Genomic DNA, 14,178 nt, shown 5'->3' with positions numbered 1-14,178 from the left:
TTACTTCTTCACAGAATTAGTAGGGGTTTCGCATACTTCAGTCGTGGCATCGGCGACCTGGCGCTTGCCGTCTTGCGGCAATTGCTTGAGGGCGATGTCGTTACGTACGCGCTGGGTGTCCATGGCCATCTGGTGGTTCATGCAGACGGCGCCTTCGGCCACGCAGCGGTTCACGACCGTCATGAACAGGTTCGGCTGGACGGTGCCGTAATGGCGCACCGGCTCTTTTTCCGACGGCTTTTCCAGGGCCAGGTAGTCGTTGCGGCCGAGCGTGTTGCCGCTGGCCTTGACCTTGCCGACCCAGGCGTCGAAGTCGGCCTGGCTGGTACCGCGGTAGGCGAACTTCATGTGCGAGAAACCGTCGCCGCTGAAGTTCGACGACTGGCCCTTGAACTCGCCCGGCTTGTTCAGCACCGCGTTCAGGGTCGTCTCCATGCCCGGCATCGTGTAGATCATGCCGGCCAGGGTCGGGATGTAGAACGCGTTCATCACGGTCGACGAAGTCAGCTTGAAGCGAATCGGGGTGTCGATCGGGGTGACCAGTTCATTGACCGTCGCGATGCCCTGCTCCGGATAGATGAACAGCCACTTCCAGTCCAGCGAAACCACCTGAACTTCGAGGACCTTGGTGCCGGCCGGGATCGGACGGTGCTGGTCGATGCGTTCCAGTGGACGGTACGGGTCGAGCTTGTGGGTGCTGATCCAGGTGATCAGGCCCAGCGCGATGATGATCAGCAGGGGCGCGCCCCAGATGACCAGTTCGAGCTTGGTCGAGTGATCCCAGTCCGGCTCGTACCGGGCGTTGGCGCCCTTGCGGTACTTCCAGGCGAAGAACACGGTCAAGAGCATGACCGGCACAATGATGATTAACATTAACAGGACCGAGACCGTAACCAGGTCGGCCTGCTGCTTGGCGATATCACCGGAGGGGTTCATTACCACCGTGTTGCAGCCGGACAGCACCGCAAGCAGGAGTAACGACAGTCCGGGTCGGACAATTTTAGGAATCATGCTAGGTATCTAACGTTACATGGGAATGAGAACATGCTACTGTAATGCCATCGGCCTTCGTTGCACATTGGACGTTTTGTCCCACCCTTGCCCAGGCCAGGGGACTCTCTTGAAGGCCGCGCACCTACCTGGAGACGAAGAACATGCAAAGCACGACTCATTACGGCGGCGCAGGAGCCGCCCCAGTAACCGCCCCGCATAGCGGAGCCCGCAACATCAATGCCCGGGACGACCACATCTCCCCGAGCGAAATTGCCGTTGGCGTTGTCATTGGCCGCGCCTCGGAATATTTCGACTTCTTTGTCTACGCAATCGCCTCCGTGCTGGTCTTCCCCGCGATCTTTTTCCCGTGGGCGGACCGGCTGGAAGGCACACTCTACTCGTTTGTCATCTTTTCGTTCGCATTCATCGCGCGCCCGATCGGCACGATCGTCTTCATGAAGATCCAGGAACGCTTCTCCCGGGAAGTCAAGCTGACCATCGCCCTGTTCGTGCTCGGCACCGCCACCGTGGTGATTTCCTTCCTGCCCACCTACGACAGGATCGGCAGCACCGCGATCGTCCTGCTGGCCCTGATGCGCATCGCCCAGGGCGTGGCGCAAGGCGGTTCCTGGGACGGCCTGCCGTCGCTGCTGGCGCTGAACGCCCCCGAACACAAGCGCGGATGGTATGCGATGCTCGGACAATTGAGCGCTCCGTTAGGATTCCTGATCGCCGCCGGCTTGTTTGCCTACCTGCTGGACAACGTGCAGACCGACGATTTCCTGACCTGGGGCTGGCGCTTCCCATTCTTCGTCGCTTTCGCGATCAACGTCGTCGCCCTGTTCGCGCGCCTGCGCCTGGTCTCGACCACCGAATATTCGCGCCTGCTCGACGCCCATGAACTCGACCCGGCACCCGTCGGCGAACTGGCGCGCAAGCAAGGCAGCAACATCGTCATCGGCGCCCTCGCCGCCCTGGCCAGCTACGCCCTGTTCCACCTGGTGACCGTGTTCCCGCTGTCGTGGATGCAGCTGTACGACACCCGCCCGATCAGCGGCTTCCTGCACATCCAGATGTGGGGCGCCGCCCTGGCCGCCGTCTGCATCCTGATTTCCGGCCTGGTGGCGGATAAAGTCGGCCGCCGCACGACGCTCGGCACCCTGGCCGCCCTGATCGCGATCTTCTCGGCCTTCGTCCCGATGCTGATCGACGGCGGCGAAGCCGGCCAGAACACCTTCATCCTGATCGGCTTCGCCCTGCTCGGCCTGTCCTACGGCCAGGCCGCCGGCGCCGTGACCTCGAACTTCGAATCGCGCTTCCGCTACACCGGCGCGGCCCTGACGAGCGACCTGGCCTGGCTGGTCGGCGCCGCCTTTGCCCCGCTGGTCGCGCTCGGCCTGTCGGCCAACTTCGGCCTCGGCTACGTCAGCCTCTACCTGCTGTCGGGCGCGGTCGGCTCGCTGGCGGCGCTGAGTCTGAACCGCAAGCTGGAGATTCGCGACTGATGATGACCTGACTGCGCCGCCTTTGCGGCGGCGCGGCTTGTTTTCCAAGATCCGGCCAGGCCCCGTGCCTGGCCGGATTTTTCTTTTGTGGCGGCGGTCCAAGCTGATTTGGAGGCCGTACAGGAGGGCCAATATGGTGCGCGAATACCCCGTGGAGATTGGCGCGGATGGCGTAGCGTCTGGCGTTGCGCTGGCCGGCGCCCTTGCACTGCCGCCCGACCCGATCGGCGTCGTCCTGTTCGCGCACGGCAGCGGCAGCAGCCGCCACAGCCCGCGCAACCAGGCCGTGGCCGCCGCGCTGCGCGAGGCCGGCGTCGCTACCCTCCTCCTCGACCTGCTCACGCCGGCCGAGGATGCGCGCTACCGCAACCGCTTCGACATCGACGTGCTGGCCGCGCGCCTGCACACGGCCGCGCGCTGGCTCGGCACCGAACCCCTGAGCGCACCCCTGCCCCTGGGCCTGTTCGGCGCCAGCACCGGCGCCGCCGCGGCACTGCGCGTGGCTGCGAACAGCGGCAGCGGCATCGCCGCCGTGGTGTCGCGCGGCGGCCGCCCCGACCTGGCCGGCACGGCGCTGGCGCAAGTGCAGGCGCCGACGCTGCTGATCGTCGGTGGAGCGGATACCGAGGTGCTCGAACTCAACCGCCAGGCGCTGGCGGTGCTACGTTGCGACAAGGCGCTGGAAGTGGTGCCGGGAGCGACGCACCTGTTCGAGGAGCCGGGGGCGCTGGAACAGGTGGCGGAGATGGCGTCAGACTGGTTCGTGCGGCATTTGGAACTTTAAAAGCTCGAAGCTTGGGCGGCAACCAGGACCGTCGAGGTATTGTAGGGTGGGCACTCGTGCCCACGCGGTCGCGCCCATGCGTGCCGCACAATCCCCGAAGTCGAAATACGCTGATCGACCGCGTGCGATATGCCTTCCGATAGGGTCTCCAATGAGGGTACGTGCCGCCGCGGCACAACCGCGTGGGCACAAGTGCCCACCCTGCATACCCGCTTCGGTTTACGCCAAGGCCGTATCCAGCACCGTCATCAGGATGAAGCCGAAGATCAGCGCGATCGTCGCCGAGGTCCCGTTGCCGTTCTCGCGCATCTCGGGAATGACGTCGTTGACGATCACGAACAGCATCGCGCCGCCGGCAGCGGCCAGGGCGAAGGGCAGCATGCCGCCGGAAATGCCGATCAGCGCCACGCCGAATGCGGCGGCGATCGGCTCGATCACGCCGGACAAGACGCCCAGCCCGACCGCGGTCAGGCGGCTGTAGCCGACCGTGCGCAAGGCAAGCGCCACCACCAGGCCTTCGGGCACGTCCTGGATCGAGACCCCGGTGGCGAGCGAGTGGGCTTTTTCGATGTCGATGCCGGCGTAGGCGACGCCGATCGCCATGCCCTCGGGGAGATTGTGCAGCGCCACCGCGGTGACGAACAGCCAGGCGCGGCGCAGCGAGTTGCCGTGCACGTCGCTGGCGAGTACCTGGGCCGGCGCCGTTGCACGGCTCAGCAGCAGGATGGCGCCGGCGCCGGCCATGATGCCGGCCCCGGCCAGCAGGCTCGCTTCCCATGGCCCGGCGCCCGAGGAGCGCGCGGCGGCCAGCGCCGGAATCACCAGCGAGAATGCGGTCGCGCCCAGCATCACGCCGGCGCCGAAGCCGAGGAAGCCGTCGTAGGTGCGTTTCGAAAAATTCTGTGAAAACAGGACCGGCAGGGTCCCCAGCGCCGTCGCCGCGGCCGCCGTGGCGCCGCCCAGCAAGGCGTAATGCATTTTCGGATTTGCATTGATGAGCTGCTCGACCAGGCTGCCGAGCAATAACAGACAGCCCGCCGAACAGATCAGCAAGCCGATGACGCGGCGCACGGTCAGCGCGCGCATGAGCGCGCCGGTCCAGCGCAATTTCTGTATTCTGGATTCCATCCACGATCCCTTCTGTCCGCCGAAACGGAACTACCCCGCAAGTGTATTACTTAGCAGGGTAGCAAAAACAGCGATGGCGATGGCGACGGCGCGCGTGGCGGGACTGTATACGATGCAGCCCATTCCGCGCGCGCGCCGCGCTTGCATTACGGCTTGCTCACTGCCGACGCGCCTTTTGGCGTCGACGGATCGAGGCCGAGCTCGGCGCCGGTCTGCGGGTCCTTGGTCGGATCGGACATCGTGCGCACCTGCATCTGCTTGAGCACGTCGATGTCGTCGGCCGGCAGCTTGACTTCGGCTTCGCCGGAACCGCCATCGACTGCCATCTGCTTCTCGCGGTCGGTGACGAAGTCCCACTTCTCGCCCTGGTTCCATGGACCGCGCATTTCGCCCGGACCCTGCGACATGTTGAAGTAGACGCTGGAGAAGCGTGGGTCGACCGGCATTTTGCCCGGTGGGAAGTTCGACTCCATCGAATACAGCGCTTTTTCGAACGACTTCTGGTGCGCCACTTCACGCGTCATCAGGAAGCCCAGCGCCTCTTTCACGCCGGGGTCGTCGGTCAGCGCGATCAGGCGCTCGTAGACGATCTTGGCGCGCGCTTCGGCGGCGATGTTCGAACGCAGGTCGGCCGTCGGCTCGGTGATCGAGTCGATGTAGGCCGCCGTCCAGGGCACGCCGGCCGAGTTGGTCAGCGGTGCGCCGGCGCCGTACAGCACCTGGGTGATATGGGAGTCGTTGCCAGCGCCGGTGATCTTGCGATACATCTCGGCTTCGGTATCGACCGCTTCGGCCAGCTGGCCTTTGGCGCCCTTGTTCAGCATGGCGACGATGTGGCCGATCACCTCGAGGTGGCTGAGTTCCTCGGTGGAGATGTCGTACAGCATGTCCTTGCGGCCTGGATCGTCTTCAGCGACAGCCTGGGTAAAGTAACGCATGGCCGCAGCCAGCTCGCCCTGTGGCCCGCCGAACTGCTCGAGCATCAGGTTGGCCAGGCCGGGGTTCGGTCCCGCGACGCGGACCGTGTATTGCAGGCGTTTGTTATGTGCAAACATTCCGACTCCTCCGATAGATGAAAACTAAGCGTTCACGCGACAGCGTGCAACGCCATCTCAAAACGGCTGTACGGCTTCTCGCCGTCAGTCGAACGTGGACTCATCATCGCAGCCAAGGGTTATCAAGTAATCAGTACTCTGGCCGTGTGCATGTAGGACAAGGGTGACAAACTATCAAAAATTCTCATAGGAATTAGCTGTTTGCGTCGCCATCAGGAAACACTACTGTCGGTTACGAAATGATTCGCGGGGACGAACGTGGCGCGGACCAGAGGAGCGCCCCGCCCTGCCCGCCTGTTGCACACTATATGGGCGCAACGTGTATGGCTGACGACGCGCACTTGGCCGACAAAACGCTGCGTTACGGTCCTACGCCGTGCGCAGACTGGCCAAATTAGCATCTTAATTATTAGTCAACCCGGAGGGACACCACCATGTTTTCGCTGAACCAATTGAGCCCAACCATCACCGACATGATCCGCTTCGATCACTCGCATGTGATGGTAACGTTCCACCAGTACACGAAGGACAAGTCGCCAAGTGTCAAGAAGGCACTGGCCGACACCATCTGTACGGCGCTCGAGATCCACGCCACGCTGGAAGAAGAAGTCTTTTATCCGGTGATGCGCCAGCTCGACAAGGGCGAACCGTTCGTCCACAAGGCCGAGCCCGAGCACAACGACATGCGCCGCCTGATCGCCGAACTGCGCCGCACCAGCGCCTCCGATCCACGTCACGACAAGATTCTGCTGGAACTCATGCGCGACGTGATCCACCACGTGGCCGACGAGGAAACGACGCTGCTGCCGCAGGCGGAAACGCTGATGAGCAAGGCGCGCCTGGCCGAACTCGGCTCGCAGATGACCAAGCGCCGCATGGAACTGATCGCGCCGAAAGCAGGCAAGCTGGCCAAGAGCCATGCAGTGGGCTTCTCGGGCAGCACGACGGCGGTGGTGGTGGGCGTTGCCAGCGCCCTGTTCGCGCTGGGCAAGCTGGTCAAGAAGCCGGGCAGCCCGGCGGCAAATACCGGCACCTGGGCGAATGCGAATTCGACGCCGCACGGAAGCTGAAGGAAGGTAGGGTGGGCACTTGTGCCCACGCGGTACGTCGGTAGAAGCGACACCGCACCGGCCTGAAGCTGGAACGTCAATGACCTGTCGGACATATTTCGACCGTCATGCGCTGCACCGCGTGGGCTCGAGAGCCCACCCTACGAACTTCGCTCCGATGCGCTGGCTCTCCAGTGCATCGGCGTTTTTTGCTACTACTGCTTACGCTACTTCGGCCGTCTGCCCGATCGCGCCGCGCTTGACCTGATCGCGCTCGATCGACTCGAACAGCGCCTTGAAATTGCCCTCGCCGAAGCCATCGTCGCCCTTGCGCTGGATGAATTCGAAGAAGACCGGCCCCAGCTGCGCTTCGCCGAAGATCTGCAGCAGCAGGCGCGGCTTGCCGTCGACCACGTTCCCGTCCAGCAGCAAGCCACGCGCCTGCAATTCGCTGGCGCTCTCGCCGTGGCCGGGGATGCGGCCGTCGAGCATCTCGTAATAGGTTTCCGGCGGCGCGCTCATCAGCGGTACGCCGGCGCTGCGCAGGGCGTCGACGGTGGTGATCAGGTCGTCGGTGAGCAAGGCGATGTGCTGGATGCCTTCGCCGTTGAACTGCATCAGGAATTCCTCGATCTGGCCGCCGCCGGCTTTCCCCTCTTCGTTCAGCGGAATGCGGATCTTGCCGTCGGGCGCAGTCATCGCCTTCGAGGTGAGGCCGGTGTATTCGCCCTTGATGTCGAAGTAGCGGATTTCGCGGAAGTTGAACAATTTTTCGTAGAAGCCGGCCCAGAAAGCCATGCGCCCGCGGTAAACGTTGTGGGTCAGGTGGTCGATGATGCGTAAACCATGGCCGGCCGGACGACGCTCGACGCCTTCGATGAATTCGAAATCGATGTCATAGATCGACTTGCCGTCTTCGAAACGGTCGATCAGGTACAGCGGCGCGCCGCCGATGCCCTTGATTGCAGGCAGGCGCAGTTCCATCGGGCCGGTTGGTATCTCGACCGCCTGCGCGCCCAGTTCCAGCGCGCGCTTGTAGGCGGCGTGCGAATCCTTGACGCGGAAAGCCATGCCGCAGGCCGAGGGGCCGTGCTCGGCGGCGAAATAGGCCGCGTAGCTCTTCGGCTCGTTGTTGACGATGAAATTGATCTCGCCCTGGCGATACAGCACGACGTCCTTCGAGCGGTGCACCGCGACCTTGGTAAAGCCCAGTTTCTCGAAGATCGGCTCGAGCAGGCCCGGCGTCGGCGACGCGAACTCGACAAATTCGAAGCCCATCAGGCCCATTGGATTCTCAAACAGGTCAGCCATCTTGTTTTTCCTTGTCTTCCTTTTGTTTTACTTGCGATGCAAGTGATCTCCTCCAGCCGGCACGCGCCTCGTGAGCGGCGCCCGGCGGAACCGTGCGACGAGCGGAATGATACGCCAGTTGCGCCCGAGTTTCAGGCCATGATGTCGAATCGGCACGCTTCGCCCTCCCTCCGCGCCGCGCCGCGCCGCGAGGATACCCGAGAACCGGCCGCGGTGGGAAGGACCTGCCCTACCGCGCCCGCTTGCCGGCAGGCTCGGCCAGCAGCGTGCGGATGTCGTTCAGCAGCACCGCCGGGTGCAGGAAGGAGGTCGAGTAGATTTCGCGCACGGTGCCGGAGGCGTCGAGCAGGTACACCTTCAGCATGTGGCCCAGCACCGGTGCGCGCTGGCCCGGCGGCCTGATGGCGGCCACTGACACGTCCTGGCCGAAGCCGTCGAGCAGCGGCGCCAGCTCACGGCCGCCGCGGGTGGTCAAAAAATGCCAGTCGAGGCCGCGCCGATCGCGGGCCTCGGCGCCGCCATAGCTGCGCATCGCCACCGGCGTGTCGTATTCGGGATCGAAGCTTATGCTGACGAAGCGCACCTTGCCGCGCAAGGCCGGCGTGGTCTCGATCGTGCGCTTCAGGCTGTGCAGGGTGGCATAGGCCAGCGGACAACCCTTTGCATCGGTGCAATAGGTATAGATAAACGAGAACAGCGTGACCTTGCCGGTCGTGAACTCCGCCAGGCGGCGCACGCTGCCGTCGCTTTCCAGCACGATGCCGTCGGGCGCACGCATGATGCGTTCGAGCCGGTAGCTGCCCGGCGCGGGCGGCACGAAACCAAGCGCGGGGACCGGCGCCGGGACGTCTGCAGCAGCGGCGCCGCCCGCGCACGTTGCCAGCGCCAGCAAGGCGCCAGCAAGGCGCCAGCAAGGCGCCAAGCAGCGCCGGCGCGACCCTCACCGCCGCGCCAGTCGTCCCGCCTCGGTGCCGTAAGCAGCCTGCTGCCCGCTGCGCGCCCCGAACTTCATGTGGTGCGGCCGGCCCAGCTTGAGCTTGTAGAAGTCGACGTTCCATTGTTCGTTCAGCTCCTTGCCATTCCATGCGAACAGCTTGACGAACTGCTCGTTGTCCGCGCCGGCCTTGTCCCAATTGGCCAGCAGCGACGAACTCACATAAAGACGCTTGCCGTCCCAGCTTTGCGACAGCATGTTGACCTGGGACCCGGTCTTTTTGGCATAGGTCTGGCGCGGCGCTTCCGGGTTGCTGATGTCGAAGTAGCGGGTGGTGCCGTCCATGAAGGTATTCACCCAGAGTCCCGTGCCGTCGGCGCGCATCGAGATGTCGACCGGCAGCGGCGTCTTGGCCGGATCGCCGATGGTGGCAACGTCGCGCGCCTGCCATTGCCCCTTGGCGTCCTTTTTCACCAGCCACAGTTTCGAGGTAAGCGCGGTGGCGGTGATCGCCCAGTCGTCGCCGCCGGCGAGCGACCAGCGGATTTCCAGCGGCGCGCCCGGCACGCTCAGCAACTGCTCGGGCTGCATCGATTTCAGGTTCCACATCACCATGGTATTGCCGAACTGCTTCATCGCGCCCCCGTCCTTGATGAGGCTGCCCAGCGGCGTCATGTAGTTCTTCTTGCCGGTGAAGCTGGAACTGAGCATCGCATTGCGGGCCGGATTGATGGCCAGGTCGTAGCCGTAGCCGTCGCCGCCTTTCATTGCGGAAGCAACCGGCATCTCGTACTTGCGGATGAATTCGCCCTTGTTGTTGTACAAGGCCATGCCGGTAACGCCGCCGCCATCCTTGGCATTCGACAGCGCCCCGATCAGCATCCGCCCCGGCAGCGCATAAAAGGTGTGCGGCCCGACCAGGCCGGTGCGCTTCTCGAAGTCGGCAATGGTATTGACCAGGCGCGGCCTGGCGGGATCGGTATGGATGTCGAAGATATAGATCTTGCTGTCGTCCAGCCCGCCCGCCCAGAGGAAACGCCGGTCGTCGCTGAAACCCGCATGGTGCGCCTCGCCGCGCCCGCCCACCGAGACCTGGGTCAGGACCTGGCCGAACTTCGGCGATGTCGGATTGGCGTCGAGCGTCACGAGCTTGTCGGAGCCGTCGCCCATGCCCTGCACGCCCAGCGTCCACACGTACAGGTAGTCTTCCTGCCCCTTGATCAGGCTCGACATGTAGGGGGAATTACAGGTTTCGTCGGCAATGGCGGGCGCTGCAAGGGCAGCCATGCCCAGCACGATGGCGGCAGCGGCGGCCGCGCGTGCAAATCGATGTAGTCGCATTTTTGAACTCCTGTCAGAAGCATCCGGTTCGACGCGCGGGCAGGCTTGCCAGGCGCGCCGGCAGCAACAGGACAAGCATACGCTTGCCAATGCAAACGTTGGCAATCATTGCCGCCGACTGCCCTTGCGCTAACGCGCCATGGCGTTTACGCAACAATTGCCCTTCCCGGAGGCTCGAAGCGACTAGCCCGTCATTAAGCACTCAGCACTATTTACATCGTGAATAGTCCCAATTCATCTATTCATGTCGTAAAACATCCGCGCTTGGCTTACAGTGCTGGATAAACAACAAGCTTGCTTCCCCAGGAGACCCGCATGACCCAGCACATTGCTACCGACCTGCGCTACCAGTCCGGCTTCGGCAACGAATTCGCCACCGAAGCCCTGCCCGGCGCCCTGCCGGCGCACCGCAATTCGCCACAGCGCGTGGCCTACGGCCTGTATGCCGAACAGATTTCCGGCACCGCGTTCACCGCCCCGCGCGGCCACAACCGCCGTTCATGGCTGTACCGCATCCGGCCGGCAGCCATGCACGGCAGCTTCGAACGAATCGACGGCGGCCGCATCGTCGGCAGGTTCGATCAGGTGGCGCCGCCGCCGAACCAGATGCGCTGGAGCCCGCTGCCGCTGCCCGACGCACCCACTGATTTCATCGACGGCTGGGTCACCATGGCGGGCAACGGTTCGGCCGAGAGCATGAGCGGCTGCGCGATCCACCTGTACGCCGCCAACCGTTCGATGACGGAGCGCTTCTTCTATTCGGCTGACGGCGAATTGCTGATCGTGCCGCAACAGGGACGCCTGGAAATTGCCACCGAACTGGGCACGATCGACCTGGAACCGCAGGAAATCGCCGTGATCCCGCGCGGCATCCGCTTCCAGGTGCGCCTGCCGGACGGCGAGGCGCGCGGCTACGTCTGCGAAAACTTCGGCGCCCTGCTGCGCCTGCCCGACCTGGGCCCGATCGGCTCGAACGGCCTGGCCAACCCGCGCGACTTCCTCACGCCCGTCGCCCGCTATGAAGAGCGCGAAGGCGATTTCCAGCTGGTCGCCAAGTTTTGCGGCAACCTGTGGGCGGCGAGCCTCAAGCACTCGCCGCTGGACGTGGTTGCCTGGCACGGCAACTATGCCCCTTATAAATACGACCTGCGCCATTTCAACACCATCGGCTCGATCAGCTACGACCACCCCGATCCGTCGATCTTCCTGGTGCTGCAGGCGCCCTCCGACTCGCCCGGCGTCGACACGCTCGACTTCGTCATCTTCCCGCCGCGCTGGCTGGTCGGCGAAGACACCTTCCGCCCGCCCTGGTTCCACCGCAACGTCGCCAGCGAATTCATGGGCCTGGTGCACGGCGCCTACGACGCCAAGGCCGAGGGCTTCGTGCCCGGCGGCGCCAGCCTGCACAATTGCATGAGCGGCCACGGTCCCGACGCCGCCACCTTCGACAAGGCCAGCAATGCCGACACCAGCCAGCCGGGCAAGGTGAAGGACACGATGGCCTTCATGTTCGAAACCAAACACGTGCTGTGCCCGACCGCGCATGCGCTGGCCTCGCCGCAACTGCAAGACGGCTACCAGGATTGCTGGGCCGGCATCCGCAAGCACTTCCGCGCGACGCCGTAAGGAGCAAGCATGGCACACCAGGCGATCCTGACTTTCCAGACGCGCGGGCGCGGCACGCAAGACATCACGCGCGCGGTGGCCGACGTGGTCGCGGCCGCCGGCGTCGCCTGCGGCCTGGTGCAGGTGTTCGTCCAGCACACCAGCTGCTCGCTGACGATCACCGAAAACGCCGACCCCGACGTGCGGCGCGACCTCGATACCATCATGGGTCGCCTGGCGCCGGATGGCGATCCGGCTTACCGGCACGACGACGAAGGCGCGGACGACATGGCGGCGCATGTGCGCACCGTACTCACCGACACCGGCCTTACCGTGCCCATCGGCGGCGGGCGCATGTTGCTGGGCACGTGGCAGGGAATTTACTTGTGGGAGCACCGCACCAGCCCGCACCGTCGCAGTGTCGTCGTCACGATCATCGGCTGAGTTTCAGTTCACAGCAATTTCTCGATTTCGTGGACGATGTTTTGCGACCCTTCGATGAGAGCGGCCATGCCGCCAAAGGCCATGGTAAGCACGGGTTTTTGGCTCTCCACGACGCGGGCAATCACAAGATTCACACACCTGCTGAGCGGACGCAGCAATACTGACGCGGAGAATACAAAGAGCAGCAGTACGCGGACGAGCCCCGACGCATACAAAAACAGGGTGATCGCCTTCATGACCATGCCCCCGCCTCCACCAATGTCGGCACGGTACAGGTCGGACAACGAGCTGGGCCAGATAAAATGGATCAGATTGAACAGGTTGGTGAGATACCGGGATACGAAGGGAATACCGACGAATTCATGAGGCCCACGATATACCGGGTCATGCAGCAAGGTGAAAATCATTGCCATTTGCAGTTCGTAGGAAATCGAGAAAAGCGCCAGCTGCAACAGGAACAACGCTGTATAGAGTAACACGCGCTTGCGCGCTTGCTGCGGTGTGAACCGTGCAATCGTATCGGCAAGCCAGATATTCGCCGAGAGCGATACGGAAAATGCGACGATCGCGTATGCCAGCGAGCGCAGCGTGCGCCAATCGAAGGGCGCATGGTAAGTATCGTCGCGCCAGCCGAACAATCCATATCCGCACCACCACAGGATACTCGCCGCAAGGACGCAGATAATCGCGAAAACGCGTTTGAGGGACCACCAGGTGCCGAACATCCTGCGTAATACCAGGCTGGCCGCTCGCGCTTCCGCGGCCGCAAACGTCTTGAAGTCAATGTAAGCTATATGGATCCACACCGCTTCGAGCGCGGCGCGAACCCGCTCCTGGCCTGCCCTGCCCTGCCCAGCAAAAAATCGATCAGCGCACCCAAGCCTGCACAGGCAAGTATCAATGTCATCGAAAGTGTCCATGCTTTGCGAGAGGGCTGGGCGAGAACACGCTGCCGGGGCGCCGTAGCTTCAGATTACCTCATGCGTTCGCCTGACAGCAAGCGAGATCCTGCAGCTGTCCGGTATCAACGCGCCGCGTCTTCCGTCAGGTAGGGGCCACATTCGTGGCAATCCGGGTAAATTCGTCTACGCTCAGCGGCAGCTTGCGAAACGCCGCCCAGGCCTGCTTCGGCCGCAGGTTCGTTCCCTGCGCCGCGTCGGTCCCGTACAGCACCCGGTCGAGGCCGATCTGGCGCAGGCGCTGCACCAGCAGCGCCGCCGCCTGCGGCGTGGTGTCCTCCTGCGCGATCGACGCGACGTCGAACCACAGGTTACGCGTGGCCGGATGGCGCCGTTCCAGCGCCGCGGCCAGGGTTGCCAGCACGTCGCGCGACGGCGGGTCCTCGAAGCCGGGACCGGTGCCCGCCAGGTGCGCCACCTGCACCGTCACGTGCGGCGCGGCCGGCAAGACCTTGTCGAGGAAAGCCTGCGCCTCGGCGGCGCCGTAGGGCCGCTTGTTGCGGATGCTGGCGCGCATGTGCACCAGGATCGCCATGCCGGCGCGGTCGGCCGCCGCGAACACCTCGGCCAGGCGCGCCACGTGCGCCGGCTGGTCGAGCCGCACGTCCGAATTCCCGAAATGCAACTTGATGCCATGCTTCAGGCCGGGCCGGCCGGCGCAGCGGCGGATCTCGTCGAGCGCATACTCCTTCAATGGATTGACGCCGCAAAAGGCGATCAGGCGCCCCGGGTACTGCGCCGCCTGCGCCGCCGTCCAGTCGTTTTCGCGGCGCACGCGCGCGTATTCGTCGTCCACCTCGCGCTGCGGGCTGCCATACATGTAGGCGGTCGAGAGCAGCACCGCCTTGCGGATGCCGGCGGCGTCGAGCAGCGCGATCACCTCCCTGGCCGGCAGCGGCTTGAGGCCGGCATCGGGGCCGAGCAGCGCGATGATCTCCTCGCTGAAGACGTGCTGGTGGTAGTCGACCGCGGGCGCCGGCTGGGCGTGCGCCGCGGCGCTGGCCAGCAGGATGGTGGCCGCGGCCAGGTGCGACACAATTGCATGCATGGCGTCTCCGCAAGAAGTTCCC

At 64.2% G+C, this 14,178-nt stretch carries 13 protein-coding genes; 5 read left to right on the top strand and 8 right to left on the bottom strand.

What is annotated here, in order from left to right:
* On the bottom strand, positions 1-1,011 hold the full coding sequence (gene cyoA, locus AC56LG_RS22390) for a ubiquinol oxidase subunit II (RefSeq protein WP_497168230.1): 1,011 nt from the start codon (positions 1,009-1,011) through the stop codon (positions 1-3).
* A 143-nt stretch (positions 1,012-1,154) separates the two neighbouring features.
* On the opposite strand from cyoA, the gene AC56LG_RS22385 reads away from it, so the two are divergent.
* Positions 1,155-2,498 carry an MFS transporter gene (locus AC56LG_RS22385; RefSeq protein WP_497168229.1) on the top strand — a complete coding sequence of 448 codons (1,344 nt, stop codon included), beginning with the start codon at positions 1,155-1,157 and terminating at the stop codon, positions 2,496-2,498.
* A gap of 133 nt (positions 2,499-2,631) precedes the next feature.
* A complete protein-coding gene (locus AC56LG_RS22380; protein ID WP_497168228.1) occupies positions 2,632-3,282 on the top strand; it encodes a dienelactone hydrolase family protein in 651 nt (216 codons plus the stop codon).
* 219 nt (positions 3,283-3,501) lie between these two features.
* On the opposite strand, the gene AC56LG_RS22375 is transcribed toward AC56LG_RS22380, so the two are convergent.
* Together AC56LG_RS22375 and AC56LG_RS22370 are read right to left on the bottom strand one after the other, a co-directional pair.
* On the bottom strand, positions 3,502-4,410 hold the full coding sequence (locus AC56LG_RS22375) for a ZIP family metal transporter (RefSeq protein WP_497168227.1): 909 nt from the start codon (positions 4,408-4,410) through the stop codon (positions 3,502-3,504).
* A gap of 146 nt (positions 4,411-4,556) precedes the next feature.
* Entirely contained in the window at positions 4,557-5,465 is a 909-nt protein-coding gene (locus AC56LG_RS22370) for a manganese catalase family protein (protein WP_497168226.1), read from the bottom strand.
* A gap of 434 nt (positions 5,466-5,899) precedes the next feature.
* Here AC56LG_RS22370 and AC56LG_RS22365 point away from each other — a divergent pair, with 434 nt between their 5' ends.
* Positions 5,900-6,535: a hemerythrin domain-containing protein gene (locus tag AC56LG_RS22365; RefSeq protein ID WP_497168225.1), complete on the top strand. Its 636-nt coding sequence runs from the start codon at positions 5,900-5,902 to the stop codon at positions 6,533-6,535.
* A gap of 201 nt (positions 6,536-6,736) precedes the next feature.
* On the opposite strand, the gene hppD is transcribed toward AC56LG_RS22365, so the two are convergent.
* The 3 genes from hppD to mtoX all read right to left on the bottom strand — a co-directional run bounded on the left by hppD (position 6,737) and on the right by mtoX (position 10,100).
* On the bottom strand, positions 6,737-7,825 hold the full coding sequence (gene hppD / locus AC56LG_RS22360; RefSeq protein WP_497168224.1) for a 4-hydroxyphenylpyruvate dioxygenase: 1,089 nt from the start codon (positions 7,823-7,825) through the stop codon (positions 6,737-6,739).
* A 229-nt stretch (positions 7,826-8,054) separates the two neighbouring features.
* Positions 8,055-8,747 carry an SCO family protein gene (locus tag AC56LG_RS22355; RefSeq protein ID WP_497168223.1) on the bottom strand — a complete coding sequence of 231 codons (693 nt, stop codon included), beginning with the start codon at positions 8,745-8,747 and terminating at the stop codon, positions 8,055-8,057.
* A gap of 18 nt (positions 8,748-8,765) precedes the next feature.
* Positions 8,766-10,100 (bottom strand): methanethiol oxidase, encoded by a 1,335-nt coding sequence (gene mtoX, locus AC56LG_RS22350; protein WP_497168222.1) that lies wholly within the window; start codon positions 10,098-10,100, stop codon positions 8,766-8,768.
* A gap of 315 nt (positions 10,101-10,415) precedes the next feature.
* On the opposite strand from mtoX, the gene hmgA reads away from it, so the two are divergent.
* Both hmgA and AC56LG_RS22340 read left to right on the top strand, forming a co-directional pair.
* Positions 10,416-11,726 (top strand): homogentisate 1,2-dioxygenase, encoded by a 1,311-nt coding sequence (hmgA, locus tag AC56LG_RS22345; protein ID WP_497168221.1) that lies wholly within the window; start codon positions 10,416-10,418, stop codon positions 11,724-11,726.
* 9 nt (positions 11,727-11,735) lie between these two features.
* Positions 11,736-12,149: a secondary thiamine-phosphate synthase enzyme YjbQ gene (locus AC56LG_RS22340; protein WP_497168220.1), complete on the top strand. Its 414-nt coding sequence runs from the start codon at positions 11,736-11,738 to the stop codon at positions 12,147-12,149.
* A gap of 8 nt (positions 12,150-12,157) precedes the next feature.
* Here AC56LG_RS22340 and AC56LG_RS22335 read toward each other — a convergent pair whose 3' ends face one another.
* Complete coding sequence (locus tag AC56LG_RS22335) at positions 12,158-13,069, bottom strand: hypothetical protein (protein WP_497168219.1); 912 nt, start codon at positions 13,067-13,069, stop codon at positions 12,158-12,160.
* A gap of 124 nt (positions 13,070-13,193) precedes the next feature.
* Positions 13,194-14,156: an amidohydrolase family protein gene (locus tag AC56LG_RS22330; RefSeq protein WP_497168218.1), complete on the bottom strand. Its 963-nt coding sequence runs from the start codon at positions 14,154-14,156 to the stop codon at positions 13,194-13,196.
* Positions 14,157-14,178 lie beyond the last annotated feature (22 nt).

It is taken from the genome of Telluria sp. ZB2R32 (assembly GCF_059685715.1).
Note: the sequence above shows the minus strand (reverse complement) of the source record. Positions and strands in the feature narration are given on the sequence as shown.

Excerpts from the sequence above, each read along its gene's own strand:
- cyoA (WP_497168230.1), bottom strand. The coding sequence starts at position 1,011 with ATGATTCCTAAAATTGTCCGACCCGGACTGTCGTTACTCCTGCTTGCG.
- AC56LG_RS22385 (WP_497168229.1), top strand. The coding sequence starts at position 1,155 with ATGCAAAGCACGACTCATTACGGCGGCGCAGGAGCCGCCCCAGTAACC.
- AC56LG_RS22380 (WP_497168228.1), top strand. The coding sequence starts at position 2,632 with ATGGTGCGCGAATACCCCGTGGAGATTGGCGCGGATGGCGTAGCGTCT.
- AC56LG_RS22375 (WP_497168227.1), bottom strand. The coding sequence starts at position 4,410 with ATGGAATCCAGAATACAGAAATTGCGCTGGACCGGCGCGCTCATGCGC.
- AC56LG_RS22370 (WP_497168226.1), bottom strand. The coding sequence starts at position 5,465 with ATGTTTGCACATAACAAACGCCTGCAATACACGGTCCGCGTCGCGGGA.
- AC56LG_RS22365 (WP_497168225.1), top strand. The coding sequence starts at position 5,900 with ATGTTTTCGCTGAACCAATTGAGCCCAACCATCACCGACATGATCCGC.
- hppD (WP_497168224.1), bottom strand. The coding sequence starts at position 7,825 with ATGGCTGACCTGTTTGAGAATCCAATGGGCCTGATGGGCTTCGAATTT.
- mtoX (WP_497168222.1), bottom strand. The coding sequence starts at position 10,100 with ATGCGACTACATCGATTTGCACGCGCGGCCGCCGCTGCCGCCATCGTG.
- hmgA (WP_497168221.1), top strand. The coding sequence starts at position 10,416 with ATGACCCAGCACATTGCTACCGACCTGCGCTACCAGTCCGGCTTCGGC.
- AC56LG_RS22340 (WP_497168220.1), top strand. The coding sequence starts at position 11,736 with ATGGCACACCAGGCGATCCTGACTTTCCAGACGCGCGGGCGCGGCACG.
- AC56LG_RS22335 (WP_497168219.1), bottom strand. The coding sequence starts at position 13,069 with ATGGACACTTTCGATGACATTGATACTTGCCTGTGCAGGCTTGGGTGC.
- AC56LG_RS22330 (WP_497168218.1), bottom strand. The coding sequence starts at position 14,156 with ATGCATGCAATTGTGTCGCACCTGGCCGCGGCCACCATCCTGCTGGCC.